Raw genomic sequence first — 25,372 nt, forward strand, 5'->3', positions numbered from 1 at the left:
GACGGCGCCGGTGACGCGGCCGACACGGCCGACGCGACCGAGGCGGCCGCCACCGACGGCGGCGGGCTCGACGCCCCGCCGCCGGAGGGGGTGAACCGAGCGACGTTCCCCTGGTTCGAGACCGAGGACCGGTGGGTCGTCGAGTACCACGACGCGAGCGACGCCATCGAGGGGGTCGTCGCGATGGGGGGGCTCACCGTCCTCGCCATCGTGTTTTCCGCGCTGCTCACCGCCGAGTACCTCACCCTGGCGCGGACGCAGTACTTCGGCGTCTACGCCTTCGGGCTGTTCATGTCGCTTCTGGGCTCGACGGTGTCGTACTACGCGTGGTTCATGCCCCACGTCGAAGTCGCCGAACGGAGGGACCACTGATGGGAGACGACACGACCGACCAACGACCGACAGCAGAGGGAACCGACGCCGCGCCGAGCGCCGGACCGAGCGGCGACGGCGAGCCGTGCGACGCCTGCCCCGAGAACGACGACGGACCCGCCGTCGAGCCGAGCATCTACCGGCCGTTCTGGCGGGACGCGCGCGCCGAGCTCAAACGGCGCGACTACGCGAAGGTCCTCGCGACGGTCGGCGGGATCACGGCGATCGGGAGCCTCGCCGCGCCCGTCGCGGGGCTCACCCGAGTGTTCGACACGAAGTATCAGGGGCCGGTGTACGAGGACGGGATTCCCCTCGTCGACGAGGTGGGCGAGCGGATCGGGGAGGACCGCATCGCTCCCGGCGAACAGCTCACCGTCTTCCCCGAGCCGCGTCCGGGGATCGAGGACGCCCCGACGCTGCTCGTGCGCTTCGAGGAGTCGGCGTACGGCGAGGAGGTGCGAGACGAGTACACGGTCGGCGGGTACGCCGCGTTCTCGAAGGTGTGTACCCACGCCGGCTGTATGGTCGCCGACCGCGACGGCGACGTGCTCGTCTGCCCGTGTCACTCCGGGCGGTTCGACCCGGTGACGGGCGGGCGAGTCGTCGGGGGACCGGCGCCGCGGTCGCTGCCGCAGCTCCCGATCACGCTTTCGGGCGACGGCTACCTCGTCGCGACGGGCGACTTCCAGGGGCCGATCGGCCCCGGAGGCGAGTGATGTCCCGGATCGACGACGCGGTCGACGGCGCCGAGTCCGCGTACGGCTGGGTCGATTCGCGGCTGGATCTGGACGACGCGAGCGACTTCCTCGGGAAGGCGTTCCCGGCGGAGGACTCCTTCCTCCTCGGCGAGGTCGCGCTGTTCTGTTTCGGCATCCTCGTGTCCACCGGGACGTTCCTCGCGTTCTTCTACGAGCCGAGCACGGCCGCCGTCGAGTACGGCGGCAGCGTCGCGCAGTACCAAGGCCAAGAGGTGCCGGCGGCGTTCAAAAGCGTCCTCAACATCACCTACGACGTGCCGTTCGGGATGTTCCTGCGGCGCATGCACCACTGGGCGGCGCACCTGTTCGTCGCGTCGATCGCCCTGCATATGCTGCGCGTGTTCTTCACCGGGGCGTACCGCAACCCGCGCGAGCCGAACTGGCTCGTCGGGACCGGCCTCGCCGGGCTGGCAATGTTCGCCGCCTACACGGGCTACTCGCTCCCGTACGACGAGTTCGCGAGCACGGCGGTCGGTATCGGCTACAACGTCGCCAGCTCGGTCCCGATCGTCGGCGACCCGATCGCCAGCATCGTTTTCGGCGGGCAGTTCCCGACGAGCGCGACGATCCCGCGGCTGTTCTTCCTCCACATCTTCCTCATCCCGGCCGCGATCGCGGGGCTCATCGCCGTCCACATGGCCATCCTCGTCCGGCAGAAACACACCGAAGCGCAGCGCGACGGAGACGTAGGCGCCGCGAACGCGGGCGGTTCCCCCCCGGAGGCGAGTGGGAGCGCTCCGGAGGCGAGCGGGAGCGCTCCGGAGGCGAGCGGCGGGGCCGAGGCGACCGACGGCGGCGCGCGCCTGATCGGCCGCGACGACGACAGCGTCGTGATCGGGCTTCCCGCGTTCCCGAACCAGGCTGCGGTGAGCGCGGTCGTGTTCTTCCTCACGATGGCCGTGCTCTCGCTGCTCGCGGGGCTGCTCCCCGTCCACAACATCGCTGAGTACGGCCCGAACGACCCGGCGTCGACGCCGTCGCTCGTGATGCCGGACTGGTTCCTGATGTGGGGGTACGGCTTCCTGAAGCTCACCCCCTCGTGGATGAGCTTCGACGTGCTGGGCGTTCACATCAGCTCGGAGTTCGTGGGCGGGCTGTTCCTCCCGAGTCTGGTGTTCGTCGCGGTGGCGATATGGCCGTTCATCGACCGGGCGGAGGAGCCGGAGCACTTCACCCGGAACTACCTCGACAGACCGTTCCCGACCGCGGTCGGCATCGTCGGCGTCACGCTCGTCATGGTCGCCTCCATCGCCGGGATGGACGTGATCGTCGCCGAGATCCTCGGCACGTCGACGGCGGCGCTCCGGCCGTACCTGATCGCGGCGCTCGTGCTCGTCCCGGCCGCGGCCGGCACGCTCACCTACGCGATCCTCGGCGGCTTCGAGGACGGCTCGGGCGAGAGCGACGCGGACCCGCCGAGGCCGGGAGACGAGGGCTCACCGGGGGGATCGAGTGATGACTGAGTCGAGCGCGTTCCTGCTGGCCGCGCTGTCGCCGCGCCGGTACCGCTGGGCGGATCGAGCGACGAAACTGGCCGGCGTGGGGCTGATCGCCGCCGGACTCGACGCGGGCGGCGGCACGCCCGCGGGCGTCGCGTTCGCGGCGCTCGGCGTGGCGCTCGGCCTCGCGACCGTTCTCATCGAGAAACAATGACTGACACGACAGACACTTCGGACGAATCGACACGCGACAGCTCCGGCGCCGCGCGCCGCGACTTCCTGAAGGGGGTCGGGGCGGCTGCCGCCGTCGGCGCCACCGGGCTGGGCTCCGCGCAGGACCTCACGGAGATGACGACGCTGGAGGTCGTCGACGACCCGATCGGCAACTACCCGTACCGCGACTGGGAGGACCTCTACCGCGAGGAGTGGGACTGGGACGACACGGCCCGTTCCACCCACAGCGTCAACTGCACCGGCAGCTGCTCGTGGCAGGTGTACACGCGGAACGGGCAGGTGTGGCGCGAGGAACAGGCCGGCGACTACCCGCGCTTCGACGAGTCGCTCCCCGACCCGAACCCCCGAGGCTGTCAGAAGGGGGCGTGTTTCAGCGACTACGTGAACGCCGACCAGCGCGTCACGCACCCGCTCCGCCGGACCGGCGAGCGGGGGGAGGGGATGTGGGAGCGGATCTCTTGGGACGAGGCGCTCACCGAGATCGCCGAGGAGGTCATCGACGCCGTCGAGGACGAGGAGTACGACGCGATCAGCGGCTTCACCCCGATCCCGGCGATGAGCCCGGTGTCGTTCGCCTCGGGGAGTCGTCTCGTCAACCTGCTGGGCGGCGTCAGCCACTCGTTCTACGACTGGTACTCCGACCTCCCGCCGGGACAGCCGATCACGTGGGGAACCCAGACCGACAACGCGGAGAGCGCGGACTGGTACAACGCCGACTACATCATCGCGTGGGGCTCGAACATCAACGTCACGCGGATCCCCGACGCGAAGTACTTCCTCGAAGCGGGGTACGACGGCGCCAAGCGCGTCGGGATCTTCACCGACTACAGCCAGACGGCGATCCACTGCGACGAGTGGATCGGCCCCGAGCCCGGCAGCGACACCGCGCTCGCGCTCGGGATGGCCCGCACCATCGTCGACGAGGGGCTCTACGACGAGGCGCACTTGAAAGAGCAGACGGACATGCCGCTGCTCGTCCGCGAGGACACCGGGAAGTTCCTTCGCGCGAGCGAGGTGTCCGGACTGGACGTCGACGCGGACCGACCGGAGAAGGTGTTCGTCATGCAGGACGCCGACGGGACCCTGCGGACGGCGCCCGGATCGCTGGGCGAGCGCGACGGACAGAACGACCACTCCGTGAGCATCGAACTCGACTTCGACCCCGATCTCGCGGTCGAGCGCACGGTGGACACCGCCGACGGCGACGTCGAGACGCGCTCCGTGTGGCTGAACCTCCGCGACGAGCTGTCGGAGTACACCCCGGAGCGCGTCAACGACATCACGGGCGTCGGCGAGCAGACCCACCAGAAGATCGCCCGGGAGTTCGCCGCGGTCGACCGCGCGAAGATCATCCACGGCAAGGGGGTCAACGACTGGTACCACAACGATCTGGGTAACCGCGCGATCCAGCTCCTCGTCACGCTCACGGGGAACCTCGGTCGACAGGGGACCGGCCTCGACCACTACGTCGGCCAGGAGAAGATCTGGACGTTCAAGGGATGGAAGAACCTCTCGTTCCCGACCGGGAGCGTCCGGGGCGTCCCGACGACGCTGTGGACGTACTACCACGCCGGAATCTTAGAGAACACCGACCCGGACACCGCGGCGAAGATCCGGGAGTCGATCGACAAGGGGTGGATGCCGCTGTACCCGAGCGAGCGCGACGGCGGCGGTCGCCCCGACCCCCGGATCATGTTCGTCTGGCGCGGGAACTACTTCAACCAGGCCAAGGGGAACATCGCGGTCGAAGAGGAGCTGTGGCCGAAGCTCGATCTGATCGTCGACATCAACTTCCGGATGGACTCGACGGCGCTCAACAGCGACATCGTGCTCCCGGCGGCGAGCCATTACGAGAAGCACGACCTGTCGGTGACGGACATGCACACCTACGTCCACCCGTTCACGCCGGCGGTCGAGCCGCTGGGCGAGTCGAAGACCGACTGGCAGATCTTCCGCGAGCTCGCCGCGAAGATCCAAGAGCTGGCCGCGGAGCGCGGCTCGGAGCCGGTCGACGACCGGAAGTTCGACCGACAGATCGACCTCCAGTCGGTCCACGACGACTACGTGCGCGACTGGCTCGACGACGAGCCCGGCGCGCTGGCGGAGGACAAGGCGGCCGCGGAGTATATCTTGGACCACTCCGAGGAGTCCAACCCCGAGGGAGCCGACGAACGGCTGACGTTCGACGAGATCGAAGAACAGCCCAGGCGGCTCTTGGAGGCCGGCGACCACTGGTCGTCCGACCTCGAGGAGGGCGAGGCGTACACGCCGTGGAAGGACTACGTACAGGACAAAAATCCCTGGCCGACGTTTACCGGACGCCAGCAGTACTACATCGACCACGACTGGTTCCTGGAGCTCGACGAGCAGCTCCCGACGCACAAGGAGGCGCCGGTGTTACAGGAGAAGTCGGAGTACCCGCTCGGTTACAACACGCCGCACAGCCGCTGGTCGATCCACTCGACGTGGCGAGACAACAGCAAGATGCTCCGGCTGCAGCGCGGCGAGCCGACCGTCTACCTCAACCCCGAGGACGCCGAGGAACGGGGGATCGAGGACGGCGACACCGTCCGGGTGTACAACGACCTCGACTCCGTGGAAGTGCAGGCGAAGATCTACCCGAGCGGGGAGCCCGGCACCGTCCGGCACTTCTTCAGCTGGGAGCGGTTCCAGTACCCCGACCGCAACAACTTCAACTCGCTCGTCCCGATGTACTTGAAGCCGACGCAGCTCGTCCAGTACCCGGAGGACACGGGCGAGCACCTCCACTTCTTCCCGAATTACTGGGGGCCGACCGGCGTGAACAGCGACGTTCGGATCGAAGTCGAGAAGGTCGAGGAGGGGGCGGCGTCGCTCGACACCGGCTCGCTCGGGGAGTCGGCGGCGGGATCGGCGAGCGCGAAGTCTGGGTCGGCCGGTTCGCGATCGAAGACCCGCGGCGCCTTGGATCGCGTCTCGGACCTGCTCGGGGGTGACGACTGATGAGCAAGACCACGGACGACGCGACCCGACAGACCGAGGACGCGACCCGACAGACCGAGGACGCGACCCGACAGACCGAGGACGGCGACGTCCCCCTCGCGGAGGGCGTCGATCACCAGGTGGCGATGGTGATGGACCTGAACAAGTGCATCGGCTGTCAGACCTGCACGATCGCGTGTAAGACCAACTGGACCGAGTCCGGGGGCCGCGAGTACATGTACTGGAACAACGTCGAGACGAAGCCCGGCGCCGGCTACCCGCGCGACTGGGAGGAGCTGGGCGGCGGCTGGGACGAGGAGGGGCAGTCGCGGACGCCCGGTGAGCTCCCGGACCAGGAGGAGTACGGTCGCGCGTGGGAGTTCAACCACGAGGCGATCATGTACGAGGGGAGCGACGAGCCGCTCCGCCCCATGGAGAACGCCGACTGGGGGCCGAACTGGGACGAGGACGAGGGCGCCGGCGAGTACCCCAACTCCTACTACTTCTACCTCCCCCGGATCTGCAACCACTGCACGCACCCCTCCTGCGTCGAGGCGTGCCCGCGCTCGGCGATCTACAAGCGCGAGGAGGACGGGATCGTCTTGGTGGATCAGGACCGCTGTCGCGGCTACCGCTACTGCGTCGAGGGGTGTCCTTACAAGAAGGTGTTCTACAACGCGCAGACAAAGACCAGCGAGAAGTGCATCTTCTGTTACCCCCGGATCGAGGGGGAGGGGCCGGAGGGCGAGGTGCGCCCGCCGTCCTGCGCCGAGGACTGCCCGCCACAGCTCCGGCACGTCGGCTTCCTCGACGACGAGGACGGCCCCATCCACAAGCTCGTCAACGAGTACGAGGTCGCCTTACGGCTCCACCCCGAGTACCGGACGGAGCCGAACGTCTACTACATCCCGCCGTACGCGCCGCCGCAGACCTCCGAGAGCGGCGAGACGGTCGACGCCGAGCGCATCCCGCGCAACTACCTCGAAGAGCTGTTCGGCCCGGAGGTCGAGTCGGCGCTCAACACGATCACCCGCGAGCGGGAGAAGGCCGAACGCGGCGAGGAGAGCGAGCTCATGGAGATCCTCTCGACCGTGAACAACGACGACCAGTACCGGCTGGAGGTGTTCGACGATGACGGCTGACGACGCGGGGGGCGGCGGTATCGGCTCGCGGGAGCTCGCGGTGGCGGCCGCGCTCGCCCTCGCCGTCGTGGCCGCGACGGCGGCGTTCCCGATGATCGTCGACGCCCGCGCGGCCTACGAGATCCCGGTCGAGCGACAGGCGGGCGCCGGCGACCTCGCGGAGCCGGACGGGGGCGCGTGGGAGTCGGTTCAGGACGTGCACGTCCCGATGAGCAGCTCCGGCGCGGCGGTGCCGGGCGGCTCCGAAACCGCGGTGGAGTCCTCCAGCGTCGCGGCCGCGCGGACGGACGAGCGACTCTACGTCCGGCTGTCGTGGAGCGACGCGTCCGCGAACACGTCGGCCGGCTCGCTGCGCGCGTTCGCCGACGCCGCCGCGGTCCAGCTCCCCGTCTCGTCCGAGGAACAGCCGCCGATCGCGATGGGGTCGACCGACAACCGGGTGAACGTCTGGTACTGGAACGGGGGCGACGGGACGGAGTCGCTGCTTGCCGGCGGCGCCGGGAGCACGACGGAGATCCCGGAGTCGGCGGTGGAGACGAACGCGGCGCACACCGGCGACCGATGGTCCGTCGTGTTCAGCCGGCCGCTCGCGTCCGACCGCGCGAACGTGACCGACATCGACGCGGACGAGGACATGAACGCCGCGTTCGCGGTCTGGGAGGGGTCGAACGACGAGCGCTCCGGCCAGAAGGCGGCCAGCGAGTGGTACTACCTCTCGCTCGGCCCCAGCGAGGGAGGGGCGCCCTACGAGACGGTGCTGTGGGCGATCGTCGGGATCGCCGTCGTGTTCACCACGCTCGTGACCGTCGAGGGCGTCCGCCGGACGAGGGGTGAGTGACCGTGTCGGAATCGACCTCCGAACGCGACGGAGCACAGCCCGAACGAGACGGAGCGCCACCCGACGCGAGCCTCCCGAGCGACGCGGTCGAGGAGGAGACCGCCGCCCGCGGGAACGTCTACGCGCTCGCGGCGGCGGCGTTCGCCGAGCCGAGTCAGGGCGTCTACGAGCGCTTCGCGGACGGCTCGCTCGACGAGGCCGTCGCGACGCTCGTCGAGCGGAGCGGCCTCGACGTCGACCCGCCGGACCTGACCGTCGACGACGACCGGGAGACGCTCGCGGCCCGGTACAACGACCTGTTCGTCGTCGGCTACTCCGAGGTGATCGACGGGACGGACGGGACGATCGAGAGCCAGGGGCCGCCCGTGTCGCTGTACGAGTCGACGTACCGCTCCGACGTGTCGTGGAACGACGTGAACCTCGATCTGGCCCGGGCGTACGAGCACTTCGGGTGCGAGATCGGCGGCGAGGAGCGCCGCCACCACGACCACGTCCGACTGGAGCTCGAGTTCGCGGGGTACCTCTGTCGGCTGGCCGCCGCGGACTCCGCCCCGGACGGCGGGACCGCTCCCGCCGAGACGGCGAATCTCGGCCGCGCGCGGCTCGACTTCCACGACCGGCACCTCTCCGTCCTCGCGTCCGGGATCCGAGACGCCCTCGACGAGGAGCCCGGGACGAGCGTGTACGGCCGGCTCGCTCGCTTCCTCGACTCGTTCGTCGCGGCGGACGTCGACGATCTCGCGGCCCGACTCGACGCCGGCGTCGGCGGGGAGCGCGAACACGCGGCCGCGGGCGATGCCGGCGGAGACGGAGCCGACGGGGGTGAGCGCCCGTGAGCCCGACGACGAGCGCCACCGCGCGGGCGACCGCGTCGCGGCCCGTCGGCCGGTTCGGCGGCCGCGTCGGATCGGTCGGCCTGCTCGCCGCCGTCGCCGTCGGGGTCTCGACCGCGCTCCGCGTGCTGTACAACGCGCCGTTTGAGCCGGTCGCGTTTCCGCCCCGGGCGGTCTCGGTTGCCGGTACCGTCGCGGCGCTCGCGGCCGGGGTCGCGCTCGCGGCGGTCGCCCTCTCGACGGAGCGCCCCGTCGTCCGCGTCGGCCTCCTGTTCGCGGGCGTGTTCGGCGTGCTTGCCACGGTCTCCGGCGCGGCGACGGTCGCTGCCGCCGTCGCGATTCCGGTCGGCGCGGCGCTCGCGTTCGCCCGCGCGCTGGGCGTGCCGGCGACCTACTTTGAGTTCCGGCGCGCGGTCGTCGCGCTGACGGTCCCGCTCGCCGCCGGGCTCTCGCTCGCTTCGACCGCCGGGATCGTCGGGTCGCCCGTCCGTGCGGCCGGGTCCGCCGCCTTCCTCGCGGGGGTGACCCTCCTCGCGGTTCGGGCCGAGGGCGACCCGGTCGCACTCGTCGCCGGCGCGGGCGCGTTCGCGGGGGTCGTCGCCGCGAGCGCCGCCGCGCCCTACGTCACCGGGAGCGCGCTGCTGGTCGGCTTCGCCGTCGTCGGAAGCCCGCACTTACTCGTCGCGACCGCGGCGTTCGGGGGGACCGCGGCGGCGGTCGCCGGGCTCCGCGACGGCGACGCGTGGCTCGCGGTCGGCGCGGTCCTCCTGCTGGTCGCGGGCGTCCCCGCGACGCCGGGGGCCGCGGCCGCCGTCTGTCTCGGCGCCGCGCTCGCGACGCTCGACGCCGAGGAGTTCTTCAGTCCGACGGTTGCGACGGAGGTGAGCGCCCGATGAGGGACCCCGACGAGGCGACCGACGGCCCCACCGACCCGCGCGTCCACCCCGAGGAGAGCCCCGGGTTCGGCGAGGAGCCGGAGGGGCTCGAAGACATCGAGGTGAGCCGCGACGTGACGATCGGCGACGCGAGCCCCCGAGAGCTGCAGGCGACCGACACCGCGCCGCTCCGCGGGGACGACGCCGCCGAGAAGATCGCGGACCTCGTCGACGGCGACCCGGTCGAGCGCCGGCGAGCCGCGCTGGCGCTCGGCGAGGGCCGACCCACGGAGGCCGCGATCGACGCGCTGATCGAACACGGGCTCGCGGACGACGACGCCGACGTGCGCCAGTTCGCGGTCGAGGCGCTCGGCGAACTCGGCGACGAACGCGCCGGTGAGGCCGCGGTCGCGGCGTGCGACGATCCCGACCCGTGGGTCCGCGCCGAGGCGGTCGTCGCGCTCGACCGGATCGGCCGGGGCGAGCACGCGGTGACGATCGAGGCGGCGCTCGACGACGGCCACCACGCAGTCGTGCGGAACGCGATGGTCTCGCTGTTCAAGCTGCGGGGCGAGGCGTTGCTCCCGGTCCTGCTGGAGCTGTCGCACGCCGACAGCGAGCGGCTCCGGGAGTGGGCGGTCCACCTGCTCGCCGGCGTCGACGACGAGCGCGCCGCCGACCGCCTCGACGCGGTCGCGAACGACGAGACGCAGCCGGCGGTCGTCCGGAGCACCGCCGTCCGCGCGCTCGACGCCGACCCGGGGAAGTTCCGGCGGCAGTTCAGCGGCGGCACCGAGAACGACAGCGCGGACCTGCCCGGCGAGAGCGCGCTCAACCGCCGCCCCGGCCTGTGACCCGCCCCGTCCCGGAATCGAAGCCGAGACCGACGCCGACACCCACCCAGACACCATGACAGAACCCACCGCAGACGTAGACGACGACGGCGACGCCGCCGACGCCGCCGCCGACGGCGAACCGACCGCTCAGGAAACTCCCGCGCCCGCCGACGCCGTCGAGGCGGCGCTCCGCGAGGTCAGGGACCCGGACGCCGGGGTGAGCGTGTTCGAGGCCGGGATCGTCGAGGACGTGACGGTCGCCGACGGCACCGCGACGATCACCGCCGACCTGCGGGAGTTCCCGCGCGACGCCGCCGAGCGCGTGTCGGCCGCGATGGTGCAAGCGGCCTCTGACGCGCCGGGCGTCTCGAACGCGCGCGTCGAGCAGGCCGATCCGAGCCCGGACCTCGACGGTCGCGCGTCGGGGATCGAGACCGCGGACCGGGTGATCGCGGTCGCGAGCACGAAGGGCGGCGTCGGGAAGACGACGGTGGCGACGACGCTGGCGTGCGCGCTCGCCGCGGACTCCCCCGACGGGTCCGTCGGGCTGTTCGACGCCGACATTTACGGCCCGAACGTGCCCGAGGTGATCGGCGCGAGCGGCCCCGTCTACAGCGACGACGAGGGGAACCCCGTTCCGGTCGACGCCGGGGGGCTGGAGGTGATGAGCATGGGGATGCTCTCGGACGACGGCCCGCTGGCGTGGCGGGGGGCGATGGCCCACGACGCGCTCTCGGACCTGTTCGAGACGACCGCGTGGAGCGACCCCGACACCGTCGTCGTCGACATGCCGCCGGGGACGGGCGACGTGGCCCTGACCACCCTCCAAGAGGTGCCGGTCGACGGGGTCGTCCTCGTCACCACGCCGTTCCACGCCGCCGTCTCCGACACCGGGCGCGCGCTGGAGCTGTTCGAGGAGAACGACGTGCCCGTGCTCGGCGTCGTCTCGAACATGGGCGAGTTCGTCTGCGACGAGTGCGGCACGCCCCACGACCTGTTCGGCGGCGACGACCCGATCGAGGGGCTGGACCTGCCGGTCCTCGCGGAGCTTCCGTTCGACCCCGAGATGCAGTCGACGCCGGCGCCGAGCGCCGACGCGCTCCCGGAGCACGCCGGCGAGCTGGCCGCCGCGGTCGACGAGCGCTACGAAGAAGTGTGGTCGGTCGACCCGCCCGCTGACGCGGTCGATCTGCGCAGACTCGACCCGGAGACGCGCAAGGAGCGCGTCGAAGAACGGTTCCGCGAGCTCGACGCCGGCGAGGAGTGTTTCCTCGTCAGCGACCGCGACCCCGCGCCGGTCCGGGGGTTCCTGCTCGAGCTGGTCGACGCCGACGAGCTCCCGAGCTTCCGCGTCAAGCGGCAGAACCCGGAGACATGGTTCGCGCGGGCGACGCGGCCGTAATCGTCCATTCTCGTTTCCGTCGAACTCAGCCGTTTTGGGACGCTCGCCTCCCAGTCTCGTTGGGACAGCCACGACGGCGATCATTTATAAATTAGGTGCGGTGGCGCGTGCCCGTGAGCGGCCGCCCTCGGCGGCCGCGAACGGCACCGCGCGAGGGAGTCGGTCGTCCGAAGCAACGCGAAGGACGACCGACGAGGCTGGGGAGGTGTGAGGTTCGGTGCTGCGCGGGACGGGGCTTTGGAAGTGCTCACCGCGGTATCATCGACGACTTAGAAATAGCCGACAGCAACATCTCGCTCCGAGTTATAAGTCGCGCCATGCGCCGAGGAACCGCTGGACCGCGGTGAGGTGGCCGACGGCAGCGAACAGCGCGAGCAGGAGGCCGACGACGTTCAGGCCGGCGACGATCGGCGCGGAATACGCCGCGGCGACGACCCCGACGACTCCCATCAGCGCGAGCCGGTCGGCTCGTCCGAGCAGCCCGCCGTACTCGCGGCCGATGCCGACCGCCTGGATCTGGGTGCCCATGTACGAGGTCATCAGCACCCCGGTCACCGCGGCGAAGCCGAGGGCGTACGCCTCGATCCCGACCGTGAACCCGGCGATCACCGCGATGTCGGCGTAGCGGTCGAGGGCGTGATCGAGGAGGTCGCCGCCGTCGGAGGAGACTTCGAGGTGGCGCGCGAGCGCGCCGTCGACGAGGTCGAGCCAGCCGTTGAGCAGGACGCAGACCGCGCCGGTGATATAAAAGACGGGCTCGCCGACCGCGAACGCGCCGGCGGCGGCGACCGCGACCGCAAACGCGACGACGCTCACCTGGTCCGGCGAGAGCCCGAGCCGCGCCGCGGCGCGCACCCACGGCCCGAGCAGGCGGTCCGCGACCGAGCGGTACTGGTCGAGGGTCATCTACCGATCCGACCGTCGCGGCGGGCTCATATATAATCGATGAAGTCGACGGTCCCCGCACTCGGCTCGCGCTCGCCCTCGATCGCCGCGCGGATCGCGTCCGCGACCGCTTCCGGATCGCGGTCGGTGGTGTCGATCTCGTAGACGTTCTCGATCCCGTGCTCGGCGACCGCCTCCGAGAGGATCACGTCGAGGGCCTCGCTATCCGAATTTTCCTCGGCGGTCGCCGCCGACTCGCCGCGCTCGCGGAGCCGGGACTCGATCGCCTCGGGGTGACACCGGAGGACCACGACGCGGTCGACCTCGAACCGGTGCGCGAGGTGGGAGTCGAGCACGCCGGCCCAGTCGCCGAGGTGCTCGCGGACCGCGTCGAGGTCTGCGACGAGCGTGTCGCGGTCGGGGTCGCGCTCGGTCCAGAGGTCGTCGTCGCCCTTGATGCGGTCGTTGAGGTGGATCACGTCGTACTCGTCCGCGAGCAGCGCCGTCGCCGTCGACTTGCCGGTGCCCGGAGTGCCGGTGACCGCGACGCGGGCGGGGTTGGTGTCGCCTCCGGCCGAATCGCCGTCGGCGCTCGCGTCTCCGGCGGCCGAGTCGTCGTCGTCCGCCCTCGCCGACTCCTCGCTCACGCTCGAACACCCAGCCCAAGGTCCGCGAGCGTCTCGTTGAGCCGCGTCACGGCCTCGCGGGTCTCCTCGCGCGTGCCGGTCGAGATCCGGACGTGGTTCGGCAGCCCGAAGGAGGTGCAGTCGCGGATGATCACGCCGCGCTCCTGCGCCTCCTCGGCGACCCGCTCGGCGTCGCCGACCTCGGCGAGCACGAAGTTCCCGGCCGACTCGACGGTCGGGGCGTCCAGTTCGTCCGCGATGTACGCGCGCGCCCAGCGCGCCGTCTCGACCGATTCCGCGACGTGCGCCTCGTCGTCGAGGGCGGCGAGCGCGGCCCGGCACCCCAGCTCGCTCGCGGCGAAGGGGGTGTTGACGCGGGCGTACGCCTCGCCCCACGCCTCCGGGACGACGCCGTATCCGACCCGGAGCCCGGCGAGGCCGTAGGCCTTCGAGAAGGTGCGGAGCACCGCCACGTCGTCGCGCTCGGCCGTCAGCGGGATCGCGCTGTCGACCGCGGCGAACTCCCCGTACGCCTCGTCGACGACGACGAGCGTCTCCTCCGCGGTCGCGTCCGCGATCGCCCGCACCTCGTCGAGCGGCATGACCGAGCCCGAGGGGTTGTGCGGCGACGTGAGGTAGACGATTCGCTCGCCGCCGTAGGCGGAAAGGACCGTCTCGGCGTCCTGCGTGAACCCGTCGTCGGGGGAAAGCGCGTACTTCGAGACCTCGCCGTGGTGATAGCGGGAGGACATCCCGTAGTAGGCGAAGCCGGGCTCCGGGACGAGCACCTCGTCGCCGGGCTCGATCGCGGCCCGCGAGAGGTAGTCGATCGAGCCGTCGGCGCCGGGCGAGACCCACACCTGCTCGGTCGACACGTCCCACTTCTCGGCCAGCTTCGCGGTGAGGTCGGTGTGCGAGGACTTCGGGTACTGGTGGACGCGGTCGGCGTGCTCGCGGATCGCCTCGACGGCCGCCGGGCTCGGGCCGTGGGGGTTCTCGTTCGAGGAGAGCTTGATGAGGTCGTCGGGGTCGAGCCCGCGCTCGCGGGCGACCTCCTCGACGCCCCGGCCCGGCACGTACGGCGAGTGATCGGAGAGATCCCGTGGTTGCATGGGCGTCGATCCGGGCGGGGCACTCTTAAGGATGGCCGAACCGGTCGTTCACCGGAAACGCGGTGTGCGACCGGGCGGCACGGGGGCGGGGGGAGGGGGGGCGCTAGCGGTCGGCGCGGGGCGGAGAGAGAGCGGAGGCGGGCGGAGCGGCGCGAGTCGAGTCAGGGCACCCGCACGTCGTGTTCGAGCGTTCCCACGCCCTCGACCTCGACCTCGACGGTGTCGCCGTCGGAGAGGGCGCCGACGCCCTCGGGCGTGCCGGTCGAGATCACGTCGCCGGGCTCCAACGTGAGGTAGGTCGTGATCTCCTCGATCAGCGTCGGTACGTCGAACATGAGATGCTCGCGGTCGCTGGACTGCTTCGTCTCGCCGTTGACGCGAAGTTCGACGCTCGCGTCCGACGGGACCTCGTCGGGGGTCGCCATCACGGGACCGAGGGGCGCGGCGCCGTCGAACGCCTTGCCGCGCACCCAGTTCTGCTCGCGGTCTTGGTCGTCGCGGTTCGACACGTCGTTCATGCAGGTGAACCCGGCGACGACATCCATCGCGTCGTCGGCGTCGACGTCCTTGCACTGCTCGCCGACGACGACCGCGATTTCGGCCTCCCAGTCGATCCGGTCTTTCCCCGCGGGGACCGTGATCTCGTCGCCGTGGCCCGCCAGCGCGTTCGGCGGCTTCAAGAAGAGGAGGGGTCGGTCCGGTACGTCGCTGCCGCGCTCGGCCGCGTGGTCGGCGTAGTTGCGGCCGATACAGACGATCTTGGTCGGCTCCGCGGGCGGGAGCACGTCGATCGCGGGATCGTCGATGGCGTACTCCTCGCCCGCGAAGGCGACGGTGTCGGTCTCGGGGTCGTAGGTCCCCTCGCGGATCGAGCCGGCCGGGTCGCGGAAGCGTGCGCGGTGCATGTTCCCCGGATCGGGCGGCCGCCCGAAAAGCGTTCCCGGAGAGGCAAATCGGGAAAGGTGTTCCCGGAGAGGCGAACGAGGGAAGGCTATCGGCCCCGCTCGACCGCGGTCTCTCCGGCGGATTCGGGGTCGTCGTCGAATTCGGGCTTTCGCCCGAGCGCCGACGCCGACCCGCCGTCGCCGCCGAACAGCTCCGCGCGGGCGCAGTCGGCGCAGTAGTGGTTGCGCCGGATCGAGTGGGTCCGGATCGGGACGCCGGCGACGACCGTCTCGTCGCGGCGCCGGCGGACGACCCGCGCTCGAACGCCTCGCCGCAGACGACGCAGGGCGCCTCGGTCCGCTCCGTCGCGGACGTGATCCGGTGGTCGACGGTCCGGACCCGGCCGAACCGGGAGATCCCGTGTCGGCGGTCAAGCCGCCGCTCCGCGGACGGGGACAGCGCCATCCCGATCGCGGCGAACGCGAGCCCGAACAGCGCGACTGGGACCGAACCCGCCTCGGCCGAGACGGCGGCCATCCCGAGCCCGATCAGCAGCAGCAGTCCGCTCAGGAGGTAGCCGGAGAGCGTGACGAGCGGGTCCTCGTTTCGTCCGGGGGCGGACAGCTCGGAGGCCGGGAGTGGCTCGTCGACGGCGATCCGGCGCGTCTCCGCCAGCTCGGAGTAGCTGTACCAGCCGTACAGCAGGTTCCCGACGCCGCCGGTCGTCAGGAGCAGGAGGACGTGGACCGGGATCGAGCCGATGTCCCTGTCGACGAGCACGACTCGATCGCCGCGGTCCTCGCTGAGCTCCCAGCCGGCGTCGAGGTGGTCCCGCACTCGGGCGCGGAACCCGCGTCGGGCATCGGGGTCGACGGGTGACTCGGCGGAGGCGTCGCCCCCGAGCGGCCCGCCGTCCCCGCACGGCGCTCCGCAGTTCGTGCAGAACTCGTCGTCGGGGGCGACGGGTTCGCCGCACTCCGTGCAGTACGCGGTCGAGGCGTCGCCAGTCGGTTCCGTAGCGCGCAGGTCGGCGCCGCAACCCGGACAGAAGTTCGTGTCGGGCGCGACCGTCCGGTCGCACTCGCGACACCGATCGGTCCGCGGCGGGGCGTCGTTCCGATCGGAGGGCATCGGCAGGCGGTTCGTGCGGCGGGCGGTTAACTCCTCTCCCGGCGGGGGAGGTGACCGCGGTCGTGTTCAGATAAGCTGATTCCATGCGAAAGCGAACGATCTCAGCCACTCGTTAGCAGTTTCTGCTTCGGCGTTGCTGAAACAGTTTGAGAAACAGATAGTTCTGCGTTTTATCTCACGAAAGACACGTTCGACACTGTTCCGATTTCCATGCCGTTCGTATCTGAAATCGAGGTCATGTTTTTCACAGGCTCGATGAAGTGGAACCGCGCCATCAACGAGAAAGATCGCGTCATCTACATCGTGTTTTTCGCGGAGCTCCGCGAAAAACTGTTCTGCGATCACGTTCGTTCTTGTTGGTTCATGCTTTGTATGTAGTAGATCGTTTGATTCAGGATCGACGGCAGCGTACAGCCAATATTGTTCATCATCAAGCTGAATCACGGTTTCATCAACCGCAACGTGATTCGGGCTCCGATCTGATTCCGGCTGTAGATCGGCCTTATGAACCCAGTTATGAATGGTAGATCGAACCCGATCAACACCGAATACATCAAGAAACGAGACAGTATTCGAAAGAGATAATCCAGACAAATGGAGCTGAATACTGAGCTTCATCAACAGCCGCGGTGTTGCTTCTCGTTCCACAAAGTCTAAGTTGATCTCGTCTAAACAGCCGCTGAGGCGGTCGTTTTCGGGCATAAGTCACTTTGAAAACGCACCGCCTCACTTTTCAATCCTTATCTGAACACCGCCGTGACCGCGGCGTCGGCTTTTATTACGACTCGCTGAGACGTACCACGCGTACCATGGAACTCACCTGGCACGGCCACTCCACGTGGCACGTCGTGGTCGACGAGACGGAACTCCTGATCGATCCGTTCTTCGACAACCCGAAGACCGACGTCGACCCGGAGGAGCTCGACCCCGACTACCTCCTCTTGACCCACGGTCACTCGGACCACATCGGTGACGTGGACCGATACGAGGACGCGACGGTCGTCGCCACCCCCGAGCTGACGGGGTATATTCAGGACAACTTCGGGCACGAGGACGCCGTCGGTGGGATGGGGATGAACATCGGCGGCACCGTCGAGTGCGGCGACGCGTGGGTGACGATGGTCCGCGCGGACCACTCGAACGGTATCGACACCGGCTACGGCACCTCAGCCGGGATGCCGACCGGATTCGCGATCGGCGACAAGAAGCCGACCCAAGCGGCCGACCCCGACTGCACGACGTTCTACCACGCCGGCGACACCGGGCTGATGTCCGAGATGGTCGACGTGATCGCGCCGTACCTCGAACCCGACGCCGCCGCGCTCCCCGCGGGCGACCACTTCACGATGGGGCCAGCCGGGGCCGGCATCGCCGCCGACTGGGTGGGCGCCGACGTGGTGTTCCCGATGCACTACGACTCGTTCCCGCCGATCGAGATCGAGACGCAGGAGTTCGTCAACGAGGTGAAGGCCGCGGGTGCCGCAGCCGAGCCCGTCGTCCTCGAAGGCGACGAGACGTACGTGCTGGAGTAGTCGCTCCGGCGCGGACCGTCCGGCCGACCGACAAGCTGACCGTCTGGCCGTCTGACCGGCTGACCGGCTGGCCGGCCGAGTTCCCCGACACTCCGGACCGCGGATCGCCACGCGACACTGATCGTTTTTTCGTGCGACGACGACCCCCGAGAGCTGCGAGACTCGGACCCTCGTTCGGACACTGCGTCGCCGCGTTCTCACGGTCCTAGAATGCTATTCGAATCTGAATAAATATTATACGAACAGCGGTAGATTCCGTCGATCTCCAAGAGCACAAAATTACTTAATAGACTTAAATTAATAATAAATCAGAAGTCTTCTAAATAAAAAACGATTACGGTCGGAATGGTACGCCATGTCAACCGCAGATATGCGGGCTGTGATCCGCGGGGAGGGAAGTCGGTTCGTGTACGTCGTCTCCGCGCTCGCAGCGCTCAACGGACTCCTGTTCGGATTCGACACCGGGATCATCTCCGGAGCCATCCTCTTCATCGACACGACCTTCGAGCTGACTCCGTTGGTGGAGGGGATCGTCGTCAGCGGCGCGATGGTCGGGGCGGCCGCCGGCGCGGCCGTCGGCGGGCAGATCTCCGACCGCGTCGGTCGCAAGCGATTCATCCTCCTGTCTGCCGTGGTGTTCTTCTTCGGCTCGTTCCTGATGGCGGTCGCGCCGACCGTCGAGGTGCTCGTCGCGGGGCGGATGATCGACGGGATCGCCATCGGCTTCGCGTCGATCGTCGGTCCCCTGTACATCTCTGAGATCGCGCCGCCGTCGGTCCGCGGCGGCCTCACGTCGCTGAATCAGCTGATGGTCACCGTGGGAATCCTCTCGTCGTACTTCGTCAACTACGCCTTCTCCGGCTCCGGCTCGTGGCGGATAATGCTCGGCGCGGGGATGGTCCCCGCCGTCGTGCTCGCCGTCGGCATGGTCCGAATGCCCGAGAGCCCCCGGTGGCTCTACGAGCAGGGCCGGACCGACGAGGCCCGCGCGGTGCTTCGCCGCACGCGCGACGGCGACGTCGAGTCGGAGCTCTCCGAGATCGAGGAGACCGTCGAGGCCCAGTCCGGAAACGGGGTCCGCGACCTGCTCAGTCCGTGGATGCGCCCGGCGCTGATCGTCGGGCTTGGGCTCGCGATCTTCCAGCAGATCACCGGGATCAACGCGGTGATGTACTACGCGCCGACGATCCTGGAGTCGACCGCGTTCGGGAGCTCGCAGTCGATCCTCGCGTCGATGGCCATCGGAACGGTCAACGTCGTGATGACCGTCGTCGCGATCCTCCTCGTGGACCGCGTCGGGCGGCGCCCCCTCCTGCTCGTCGGGACCGGGGGGATGATCGGGTCGCTCACCGTCGCCGGCCTCGTCTTCCAGTTCGCAAACCCGACCGGCGGGCTCGGCTGGCTGGCGACGCTCACGCTCGTGTCGTTCGTCGCGTTCTTCGCGATCGGGCTCGGGCCGGTGTTCTGGCTCCTCATCTCCGAGATCTACCCGCTCGCCGTCCGCGGGAGCGCGATGGGGCTCGTGACGGTCGCAAACTGGCTCGCGAACCTCGCCGTGGCGCTGTCGTTCCCCGTGCTGCTCGACGGGATCGGCACGCCGGCGACGTTCTGGCTGTTCGGCGTCTGTAGCGTCGTCGCGCTGCTTTTCACCTACCGCACCATCCCCGAGACCAAGGGTCGGACCTTGGAAGCGATCGAGGCGGACCTCCGGAGCACGACCGGGGCGGCGGCGGACGTTCCCGGCGACGACTGAGCGGGTTGCCGAGTCGACGTTGAGGCGGCGATCGATCGAGCGCACCGCCGCTCGGCGGGCCTCGCCGCGCGCACACCGATGCCGGTAACCTTTATCCTCGTGAGACCGAACCGGAGAACGACTATGGCAGACATCGAGACATCCACCGTTTCCGAGGAGGGATACGCCAGCACGAGTCAGGTCGGCGAGTTCGACCTGCAGATCGACGCGACCGACAAGACGGGGCCGAACCCGAACGCCGCGCTCGTCGCGACGTACGCCTCCTGTTACCTCCCCGCGTTCCGCGTTGGCGGGAGTCAGCGCGGCGAGGAGGAGCTCGGCAAGGTCCAGATCGACGCGAGCGCGGCGCTCGACGACGATGACGACCTCGAATCGATCGCCTTCGACGTACACGTCGAGGCCGACCTCGGCGACGAGACCGCGGCCGACATCGCCGAGCGCGCCGAGGGCATCTGTCACGTCCACAGCGCGCTTCGCGACGGCCTCCACGCCGACATCAGCGTCTACCCGGACGCGTTCTAAAGCGGCGTTTCAGGCGATCGAACGGATTTTTCACGATCCCGAGACCGATCAGTCCCGAGACCGATCAGTCCCGAGACCGATCAGTCCCGAAACCGATCCGTCCCGAAACCGACGCGACCGCGGGCGTCGCGCCGCGTCCGTGTCATCGGGTTTCGTTCCGTCACAGGGTGGCGAGACGGAAGTCCACGAGCTCACTCGTGGGGAGCGGACGCCGCGTACTCGGCGACCGCGCTCGACGCGGCGTACCCGATCCCCGCCACGACGACGGCCGCGACGAGAGCGGCCGCGGGATCTCGGGCGACCGCGAACGCGAGCAGGAAGCCCGTCATCCCGGCCGCGTTCGCGCACAGCAACCGCAGGGTCCAGTAGGTCGGCTCCCGGGTCGACATACCGCCCGTAGGCGGCTGCGGACCAAAAACCCACGAATCGACGGCGGCGGCCCGCAAACGGTCCGACCGCGGGCGATCGACGGGCGCCCGGGCGATCGCTTAGGTGCGATGCCGCGTCCACCCGCCCCATGCGACCGCGAGACGGTCCGACGGAGCGACGGAGGCGGTGGACGCGGAACGCGGAGGACCGGACGGACCGTCCGTCGCCCCGGCGGACCGGCCCGTCCCGTCGCGCCCCCGGTCGAGACGGCGGACCACCGGCGGCGGCGCTCCCCGGAGCGACGCTCGCGGTCCTCGCGGCGGTCGGGGCGATCGCGGCCCTCCGCGGACGGCCGGTCCTGCTCGCTACGCTTTTCGCGGCCGGTGGGTGTTGGCTGGGCGCGGTCGCGGCGGCGCACGTCGCGGCCCGGCTGCTCGCGCGGCGGACCGCCGCGGGTCGGTGAGGCGTCGCGGAACGGTGAGGCGTCGCGGAACGGTTTTGGGGTCGCCGCCGGAACACCCGGTATGGTCGCGACGGAATCCGACTCGGAGCTCGACCGCGGCGACGCCGCGCCGGCGTTCGAGCTGCCGGGCACCGACGGCGAGACGTACACGCTCGACTCGTTCGACACGGACGCCCTGCTCGTGGCCTTCACCTGCAACCACTGCCCGTACGCGCAGGCGAAGTTCGACCTCCTGAACGAACTGGCGGCCGAGTACGACGACCTGGCCGTCGTGGGGATCAACCCGAACGACGCCGAGGAGTACCCCGACGACTCCTTCGAGACGATGCGCGAGCGCGTCGCCGACGACACGATCGCGTACGACGCGTACCTCCGCGACGAGACCGCCGCGGTCGCGGACGCGTACGGCGCGGTCTGTACCCCCGACCCGTTCCTGTTCGGCCGCGAGGACGGCGAGTGGCGGCTCCGGTACCACGGCCGACTCGACGACGCGCTGAACCCGGACGACGAGCCGACCGAGTTCTACATCCGCGACGCCGCCGACGCGGTCCTCGCGGGCGGGGAAGTGGCGGTCCCGGACCGCCCCTCGCGGGGCTGTTCGATCAAGTGGCCCGGGGAGTGAGTGGCGAACAGTTGAGAAACGGACGAGTGAGAGGGAGACGGGAAACGGACGGGAAACGCGCTGTGACGGGCTTTTGAACCGACCGTTTATTCGCTGAAACTCGCCGAAACTCGGCGTTACGGCTTCCCCGTTTTATCGTCCTCACGGCCGTTTCGTCGATCGCAATGTCAGTCCCGAAAACCCTGATCGCGGTGCTCGCGGTGCTGCTCGTCGCCGGAAGCGGTGCCGCGGTGACGGGCGTCGTACAGACCGACGCCGGAGCGTCGACGGCGTCCGTGTCGGGCCTGAAGATGGACGCGACGCTCGACAACGAGACGGTCACCGTCGCCGTGACCGACGACGGCGCGCCCGTCGAGAACGCCTCGATCACCGTCGAGGGCGACGAAGCGGTCACCGTCGCCACCGACGCGGACGGAACCGCGGCCGTCAACCAGTCGGCGCTCACCGAGGGCGACGAGGCGCTCGAAGAGCTCGAAATCGAGTACGAGTCCGACCACGCGGAAGGCACGCTCGAGTACGTCGTCGCAGACGGCTCGCTGACCCTCGTCGAGGAGAAGTACGAGTACGAGGTCGACGCGGACGACGACGAGGATGACGCGGACGAAAACGAGGACGACGACGCGGACGAAGGCGAGGAGAACGACGAGGAGGTCGACGATGACGGCGACGAGGAGGCGTCCGAGGACGATGAGGGTGAAGAAGGTGACGACGAAGAGGACGAAAACGAGGAAGACGACGACGCGGACGACGACGCAGACGAAGCCGAGGAGGACGACGACGCAGACGAAGCCGAGGAGGACGACGAAGCCGAGGAGGACGACGAAGCCGAGGAGAATGAAGGCGATGACGCCGAGGACGACGAATAACACCCTCTGAGCCACCGGTCGCTCCGACCGAGGACACAGTTTTCTCGACCGGCGATCCGTTCCGGATGCGATCCTACAAGTCGGTTCGACGGGGATCGGACGCATGGCACGCGTCACGGTCTGGAACGAGTACCGTCACGAGCGGGAGAGCGACGCGGTCGCCGAGGTGTACCCCGGCGGAATTCACGCGGTCATCGCGGACGCCCTCCGCGAGGGCGGCCACGAGGTCCGCACCGCGACCCTCGACGAGGGGCCGGATCACGGACTCACCGAGGCGGTCTTAGACGACACCGACGTGCTCACGTGGTGGGGGCACGCGGCCCACGACGAGGTCCGCGACGAGGTCGTCGACCGGGTTCACGAGCGCGTCCTCGACGGGATGGGCCTGTTGGTGCTCCACTCCGCGCACTACTCGAAGATCTTCAAGCGGCTGATGGGGACCACCTGCTCGCTCAAGTGGCGGGAGGCCGCCGAGACCGAGCGGCTCTGGGCCGTCGAGCCGAGCCACCCGATCGCGGACGGGATCGGCGAGTACGTCGAACTGGAGGAGACGGAGATGTACGGCGAACGGTTCGACGTTCCCGCGCCGGACACGCTCGTGTTCAACTCCTGGTTCGCCGGCGGCGAGGTGTTCCGCTCCGGCTGCTGTTACCGCCGCGGCGACGGGAAGGTGTTCTACTTCCGCCCCGGCCACGAGACGTACCCGATCTACCACGACGACGACGTGCGGCGGGTGCTCCGGAACGCCGTCGAATGGGCGGAGCCGGGGGACGGTCCGGAGCCGAACTTCGGCAACGCCGACCCGATCGAGGCGATCGACACCGACGACGACCGGACGGTCCACTAGCGACGCCGCCCCGGCGGGACCCTCCTCACGGTGGACGCCGCAGGTCGACGAGCGCCGTCATCGCGGCCCGCTCGGCTTTCCTGAGGTGTTCGGCGGCGGTGCTCTCCGCGCAGCCGAGGGCGTCGGCCACCGCGTCGACGCCGGGGGCGCCGGGGCCGTCGTAGTAGCCGACATCGACCGCGGCGGCGACCGCCTCGAACTGCCGGTCGGTGAGCCCGGGGTCGAACAGCGCGTCGCCGCGTCGATACGGCCCGACGCGTCGGACCTCGTGGTCGAGCCACTCGGGCAGCGCCCCGAGCGCGTCGCCGAGCAGTTCGCCGCGCCCGACGAGCTCAGCCGCGCCCGCCCTTCCGGAAGGAACTCGACGGGCGGCAACACGAGCAGCCCCGGTCGCTCCAGCGACCGGAACGTCGCCTCGTCGACCGCGTCGCGCCGCTGGGTCAGGAACGCGTAGAAGCCGTTCTCGTCCACCCGCGTCACGTCGAACGAGACGACGCGGTCGACCGCGTCGAGCGCGTCCGCGTACGTCTCCGGGTCGCCCTCGCCGTAGAACAGGAACGTGTCGCGGTCCGCGTCGAGCACGGACCCCTGAACCAGCACGTCGCGGGCGACCGCGTCCGACTCGTCGATCAGCCGATGGATCGGGTGGCGGGCGCGTTCCGGGAGCCGCAGCTCCACGTCCGCTCGCTTCATACCGCCGGGTCGGCGCGATCGCTTATAAATGCCCGTCCTGATGCGGCAGAAGCGACGGGTGTCGCCGACCCGAACGTCCGGCCATGTCGTCACGGACGGCCCTCGACCCGGCGGACGCTCCCGCCGACCTCCCCGACGCGCTCGCACCGATCGACGACCTCGTCGTCGCGACCGAGGACCACCAGAACGCACCCGCGGCCCGGATTCGCCCGGACGCGGTCCGGGAGGCGCTCTCGATCCTGAAAGAGCAGGCGGGCTACGACCACCTCTCGGTCGTCACCGCCCAGGAGTACGAGAACCGGTACGAGTCGATCTACCACCTGAAAAAGTTCGACGACCCGACCCAGGAGGTTAACGTGGTCGTCCCCGCCGACAAGGACGACCCCGTTTCCGAGTCGGCCGAGCCGGTGTTCCGCACGGCGGACTGGCACGAGCGGGAGGCGTACGACCTGATCGGGATCGAGTACGACGACCACCCGGACCTCCGGCGAATCCTGCTGCCCGAGACGTGGCAGGGCCACCCCCTGTCGATGGACTACGACAATGACCGGCCGCAGATCGTCTCGCTCACCGAAAACGAGCCGATCGAACCCGGTTCGTCGACCTCGGCGGGGAGCGATACCATGCTCCTCAACATCGGGCCGCACCACCCGGCGACCCACGGCGTGCTCCACCTACAGGTCACGCTCGACGGCGAGCAGGTCGTCGGCGTGGAGCCGGACATCGGCTACATTCACCGCAGCGAGGAGCAGATGGCGCAGAACGGGACGTACCGCCACCAGATCATGCCGTACCCGGACCGCTGGGACTGGAGCGGTGCCGGCCTGCTCAACGAGTGGGCGTACGCCCGCGCGGCCGAGGACCTCGCCGACATCGAGGTCCCCGAGTACGCGCAGGTCGTCCGCACCATGGGCGCGGAGCTCAGTCGGATTCTCTCGCACATGTTGGCGATGGGGGCGTACGCGCTCGACGTGATCGGCGACTTCACGGCGACGTTCATGTACGCCATCAACGAGCGCGAGCGCGTCCAGAACCTTCTGGAGGACCTGACGGGCCAGCGGCTGATGTTCAACTACTTCCGACTCGGCGGCGTCGTCTGGGACCTCCCGGAGCCGCGCGACGAGTTTCTCTCGACGGTCCGCGAGTACCTCGACGGACTCCCGCGTCGCATCGAGGAGTACCACGACCTCCTCACCCGAAACGAGATCATCCAGATGCGGACCGTCGACACGGGGGTGCTGCCGCCCGAGGTCGCGAAGGAGTACGGTTGTACCGGCCCCGTCGCCCGCGGGTCGGGGGTGGACTACGACCTGCGGCGGGACGATCCGTACGGGTACTACGACGAGCTCGACTGGGACGTGATCACCGAGGAGGGG

General features: G+C 69.6%; 26 protein-coding genes and 3 pseudogenes. 20 read left to right on the top strand and 9 right to left on the bottom strand.

All coding sequences use genetic code 11. The features are described from left to right. The 11 genes and pseudogenes from ESO89_RS16705 to ESO89_RS16755 all read left to right on the top strand — a co-directional run. Window positions 1-372, top strand: a pseudogene (locus tag ESO89_RS16705) (hypothetical protein); the annotation flags it as partial. Then, entirely contained in the window at window positions 372-1,088 is a 717-nt protein-coding gene (locus tag ESO89_RS16710; RefSeq protein WP_128906569.1) for a QcrA and Rieske domain-containing protein, read from the top strand. The pseudogene ESO89_RS16705 and the gene ESO89_RS16710, both read left to right, overlap by 1 nt. Then, window positions 1,088-2,593: a cytochrome b gene (locus ESO89_RS16715; protein ID WP_128906570.1), complete on the top strand. Its 1,506-nt coding sequence runs from the start codon at window positions 1,088-1,090 to the stop codon at window positions 2,591-2,593. The genes ESO89_RS16710 and ESO89_RS16715 overlap by 1 nt, the downstream gene beginning before the upstream one ends. Next, a complete protein-coding gene (locus ESO89_RS16720) occupies window positions 2,586-2,783 on the top strand; it encodes a hypothetical protein (protein WP_128906571.1) in 198 nt (65 codons plus the stop codon). Before ESO89_RS16715 ends, ESO89_RS16720 begins: the two co-directional genes overlap by 8 nt. Next, the gene (locus tag ESO89_RS16725) at window positions 2,780-5,785 is read left to right on the top strand and encodes a nitrate reductase subunit alpha (protein ID WP_128906572.1); all 3,006 of its coding nucleotides are present in this window, start codon (window positions 2,780-2,782) and stop codon (window positions 5,783-5,785) included. The genes ESO89_RS16720 and ESO89_RS16725 overlap by 4 nt, the downstream gene beginning before the upstream one ends. Continuing rightward, entirely contained in the window at window positions 5,785-6,906 is a 1,122-nt protein-coding gene (narH, locus tag ESO89_RS16730; RefSeq protein ID WP_128906573.1) for a nitrate reductase subunit beta, read from the top strand. Before ESO89_RS16725 ends, narH begins: the two co-directional genes overlap by 1 nt. Further along, the gene (locus ESO89_RS16735; protein ID WP_128906574.1) at window positions 6,896-7,744 is read left to right on the top strand and encodes an ethylbenzene dehydrogenase-related protein; all 849 of its coding nucleotides are present in this window, start codon (window positions 6,896-6,898) and stop codon (window positions 7,742-7,744) included. The genes narH and ESO89_RS16735 overlap by 11 nt, the downstream gene beginning before the upstream one ends. After that, on the top strand, window positions 7,741-8,580 hold the full coding sequence (locus ESO89_RS16740) for a molecular chaperone TorD family protein (protein ID WP_128906575.1): 840 nt from the start codon (window positions 7,741-7,743) through the stop codon (window positions 8,578-8,580). Before ESO89_RS16735 ends, ESO89_RS16740 begins: the two co-directional genes overlap by 4 nt. Further along, entirely contained in the window at window positions 8,577-9,473 is an 897-nt protein-coding gene (locus tag ESO89_RS16745) for a phosphate ABC transporter permease (RefSeq protein ID WP_128906576.1), read from the top strand. Before ESO89_RS16740 ends, ESO89_RS16745 begins: the two co-directional genes overlap by 4 nt. Next, window positions 9,470-10,306 carry a HEAT repeat domain-containing protein gene (locus ESO89_RS16750; protein WP_128906577.1) on the top strand — a complete coding sequence of 279 codons (837 nt, stop codon included), beginning with the start codon at window positions 9,470-9,472 and terminating at the stop codon, window positions 10,304-10,306. Before ESO89_RS16745 ends, ESO89_RS16750 begins: the two co-directional genes overlap by 4 nt. 55 nt (window positions 10,307-10,361) lie before the next feature. Further along, window positions 10,362-11,690 (top strand): P-loop NTPase, encoded by a 1,329-nt coding sequence (locus ESO89_RS16755; protein ID WP_128906578.1) that lies wholly within the window; start codon window positions 10,362-10,364, stop codon window positions 11,688-11,690. A 303-nt stretch (window positions 11,691-11,993) separates the two neighbouring features. Here ESO89_RS16755 and ESO89_RS16760 read toward each other — a convergent pair whose 3' ends face one another. The 4 genes from ESO89_RS16760 to ESO89_RS16775 all read right to left on the bottom strand — a co-directional run bounded on the left by ESO89_RS16760 (window position 11,994) and on the right by ESO89_RS16775 (window position 15,218). Continuing rightward, entirely contained in the window at window positions 11,994-12,596 is a 603-nt protein-coding gene (locus ESO89_RS16760) for a CDP-alcohol phosphatidyltransferase family protein (protein WP_128906579.1), read from the bottom strand. Window positions 12,597-12,622: 26 nt separating this feature from the next. Further along, complete coding sequence (locus ESO89_RS16765; protein WP_128906580.1) at window positions 12,623-13,222, bottom strand: adenylate kinase family protein; 600 nt, start codon at window positions 13,220-13,222, stop codon at window positions 12,623-12,625. After that, window positions 13,219-14,313, bottom strand: coding sequence for a histidinol-phosphate transaminase (hisC, locus tag ESO89_RS16770; protein ID WP_128906581.1), 1,095 nt, complete (start codon window positions 14,311-14,313; stop codon window positions 13,219-13,221). The genes ESO89_RS16765 and hisC overlap by 4 nt, the downstream gene beginning before the upstream one ends. A gap of 161 nt (window positions 14,314-14,474) precedes the next feature. Continuing rightward, window positions 14,475-15,218, bottom strand: coding sequence for a fumarylacetoacetate hydrolase family protein (locus ESO89_RS16775; protein ID WP_128906582.1), 744 nt, complete (start codon window positions 15,216-15,218; stop codon window positions 14,475-14,477). A 361-nt stretch (window positions 15,219-15,579) separates the two neighbouring features. Here ESO89_RS16775 and ESO89_RS19100 point away from each other — a divergent pair, with 361 nt between their 5' ends. Then, the gene (locus ESO89_RS19100) at window positions 15,580-16,077 is read left to right on the top strand and encodes a hypothetical protein (RefSeq protein WP_241686278.1); all 498 of its coding nucleotides are present in this window, start codon (window positions 15,580-15,582) and stop codon (window positions 16,075-16,077) included. A gap of 72 nt (window positions 16,078-16,149) precedes the next feature. On the opposite strand, the pseudogene ESO89_RS19105 reads toward ESO89_RS19100, so the two are convergent. Continuing rightward, window positions 16,150-16,329 (bottom strand): annotated as a pseudogene (locus tag ESO89_RS19105) (double zinc ribbon domain-containing protein); the annotation flags it as partial. A gap of 66 nt (window positions 16,330-16,395) precedes the next feature. Then, window positions 16,396-17,031, bottom strand: coding sequence for an IS6 family transposase (locus tag ESO89_RS16785; RefSeq protein ID WP_128906583.1), 636 nt, complete (start codon window positions 17,029-17,031; stop codon window positions 16,396-16,398). Window positions 17,032-17,138: 107 nt separating this feature from the next. Here ESO89_RS16785 and ESO89_RS16790 point away from each other — a divergent pair, with 107 nt between their 5' ends. From ESO89_RS16790 to ESO89_RS16800, 3 genes are all read left to right on the top strand, one after another. After that, window positions 17,139-17,861, top strand: a complete 723-nt coding sequence (locus ESO89_RS16790) for a metal-dependent hydrolase (RefSeq protein ID WP_128906584.1) — start codon at window positions 17,139-17,141, stop codon at window positions 17,859-17,861. A gap of 355 nt (window positions 17,862-18,216) precedes the next feature. Beyond that, window positions 18,217-19,614 (top strand): sugar porter family MFS transporter, encoded by a 1,398-nt coding sequence (locus ESO89_RS16795; RefSeq protein ID WP_128906585.1) that lies wholly within the window; start codon window positions 18,217-18,219, stop codon window positions 19,612-19,614. Window positions 19,615-19,737: 123 nt separating this feature from the next. Next, on the top strand, window positions 19,738-20,136 hold the full coding sequence (locus ESO89_RS16800) for an OsmC family protein (RefSeq protein WP_128906586.1): 399 nt from the start codon (window positions 19,738-19,740) through the stop codon (window positions 20,134-20,136). Between the two features lie 191 nt (window positions 20,137-20,327). Here the strand turns inward: ESO89_RS16800 and ESO89_RS16805 are convergent, their stop codons facing one another. Continuing rightward, window positions 20,328-20,525 carry a hypothetical protein gene (locus tag ESO89_RS16805; RefSeq protein WP_128906587.1) on the bottom strand — a complete coding sequence of 66 codons (198 nt, stop codon included), beginning with the start codon at window positions 20,523-20,525 and terminating at the stop codon, window positions 20,328-20,330. 128 nt (window positions 20,526-20,653) lie between these two features. On the opposite strand from ESO89_RS16805, the gene ESO89_RS16810 reads away from it, so the two are divergent. The 4 genes from ESO89_RS16810 to ESO89_RS16825 all read left to right on the top strand — a co-directional run bounded on the left by ESO89_RS16810 (window position 20,654) and on the right by ESO89_RS16825 (window position 23,303). Next, window positions 20,654-20,968, top strand: a complete 315-nt coding sequence (locus ESO89_RS16810; protein ID WP_128906588.1) for a hypothetical protein — start codon at window positions 20,654-20,656, stop codon at window positions 20,966-20,968. 61 nt (window positions 20,969-21,029) lie between these two features. Then, on the top strand, window positions 21,030-21,590 hold the full coding sequence (locus ESO89_RS16815; protein WP_128906589.1) for a thioredoxin family protein: 561 nt from the start codon (window positions 21,030-21,032) through the stop codon (window positions 21,588-21,590). Window positions 21,591-21,754: 164 nt separating this feature from the next. After that, entirely contained in the window at window positions 21,755-22,456 is a 702-nt protein-coding gene (locus tag ESO89_RS16820) for a hypothetical protein (protein WP_128906590.1), read from the top strand. Between the two features lie 103 nt (window positions 22,457-22,559). Further along, the gene (locus tag ESO89_RS16825) at window positions 22,560-23,303 is read left to right on the top strand and encodes a ThuA domain-containing protein (RefSeq protein WP_128906591.1); all 744 of its coding nucleotides are present in this window, start codon (window positions 22,560-22,562) and stop codon (window positions 23,301-23,303) included. 25 nt (window positions 23,304-23,328) lie between these two features. Here ESO89_RS16825 and ESO89_RS19545 read toward each other — a convergent pair whose 3' ends face one another. Together ESO89_RS19545 and ESO89_RS19550 are read right to left on the bottom strand one after the other, a co-directional pair. Next, entirely contained in the window at window positions 23,329-23,616 is a 288-nt protein-coding gene (locus tag ESO89_RS19545) for a helix-turn-helix domain-containing protein (protein ID WP_449404951.1), read from the bottom strand. Between the two features lie 74 nt (window positions 23,617-23,690). Continuing rightward, window positions 23,691-23,996: pseudogene (locus ESO89_RS19550) on the bottom strand (helix-turn-helix domain-containing protein); the annotation flags it as partial. 83 nt (window positions 23,997-24,079) lie between these two features. Here ESO89_RS19550 and ESO89_RS16835 point away from each other — a divergent pair. Further along, window positions 24,080-25,372: NADH-quinone oxidoreductase subunit D-related protein (locus ESO89_RS16835; RefSeq protein WP_128906592.1), on the top strand; the 1,293-nt coding region annotated here is incomplete at its 3' end.

It is taken from the genome of Halorubrum amylolyticum (assembly GCF_004114995.1).
Classification (GTDB): Archaea; Halobacteriota; Halobacteria; order Halobacteriales; family Haloferacaceae; genus Halorubrum; species Halorubrum amylolyticum.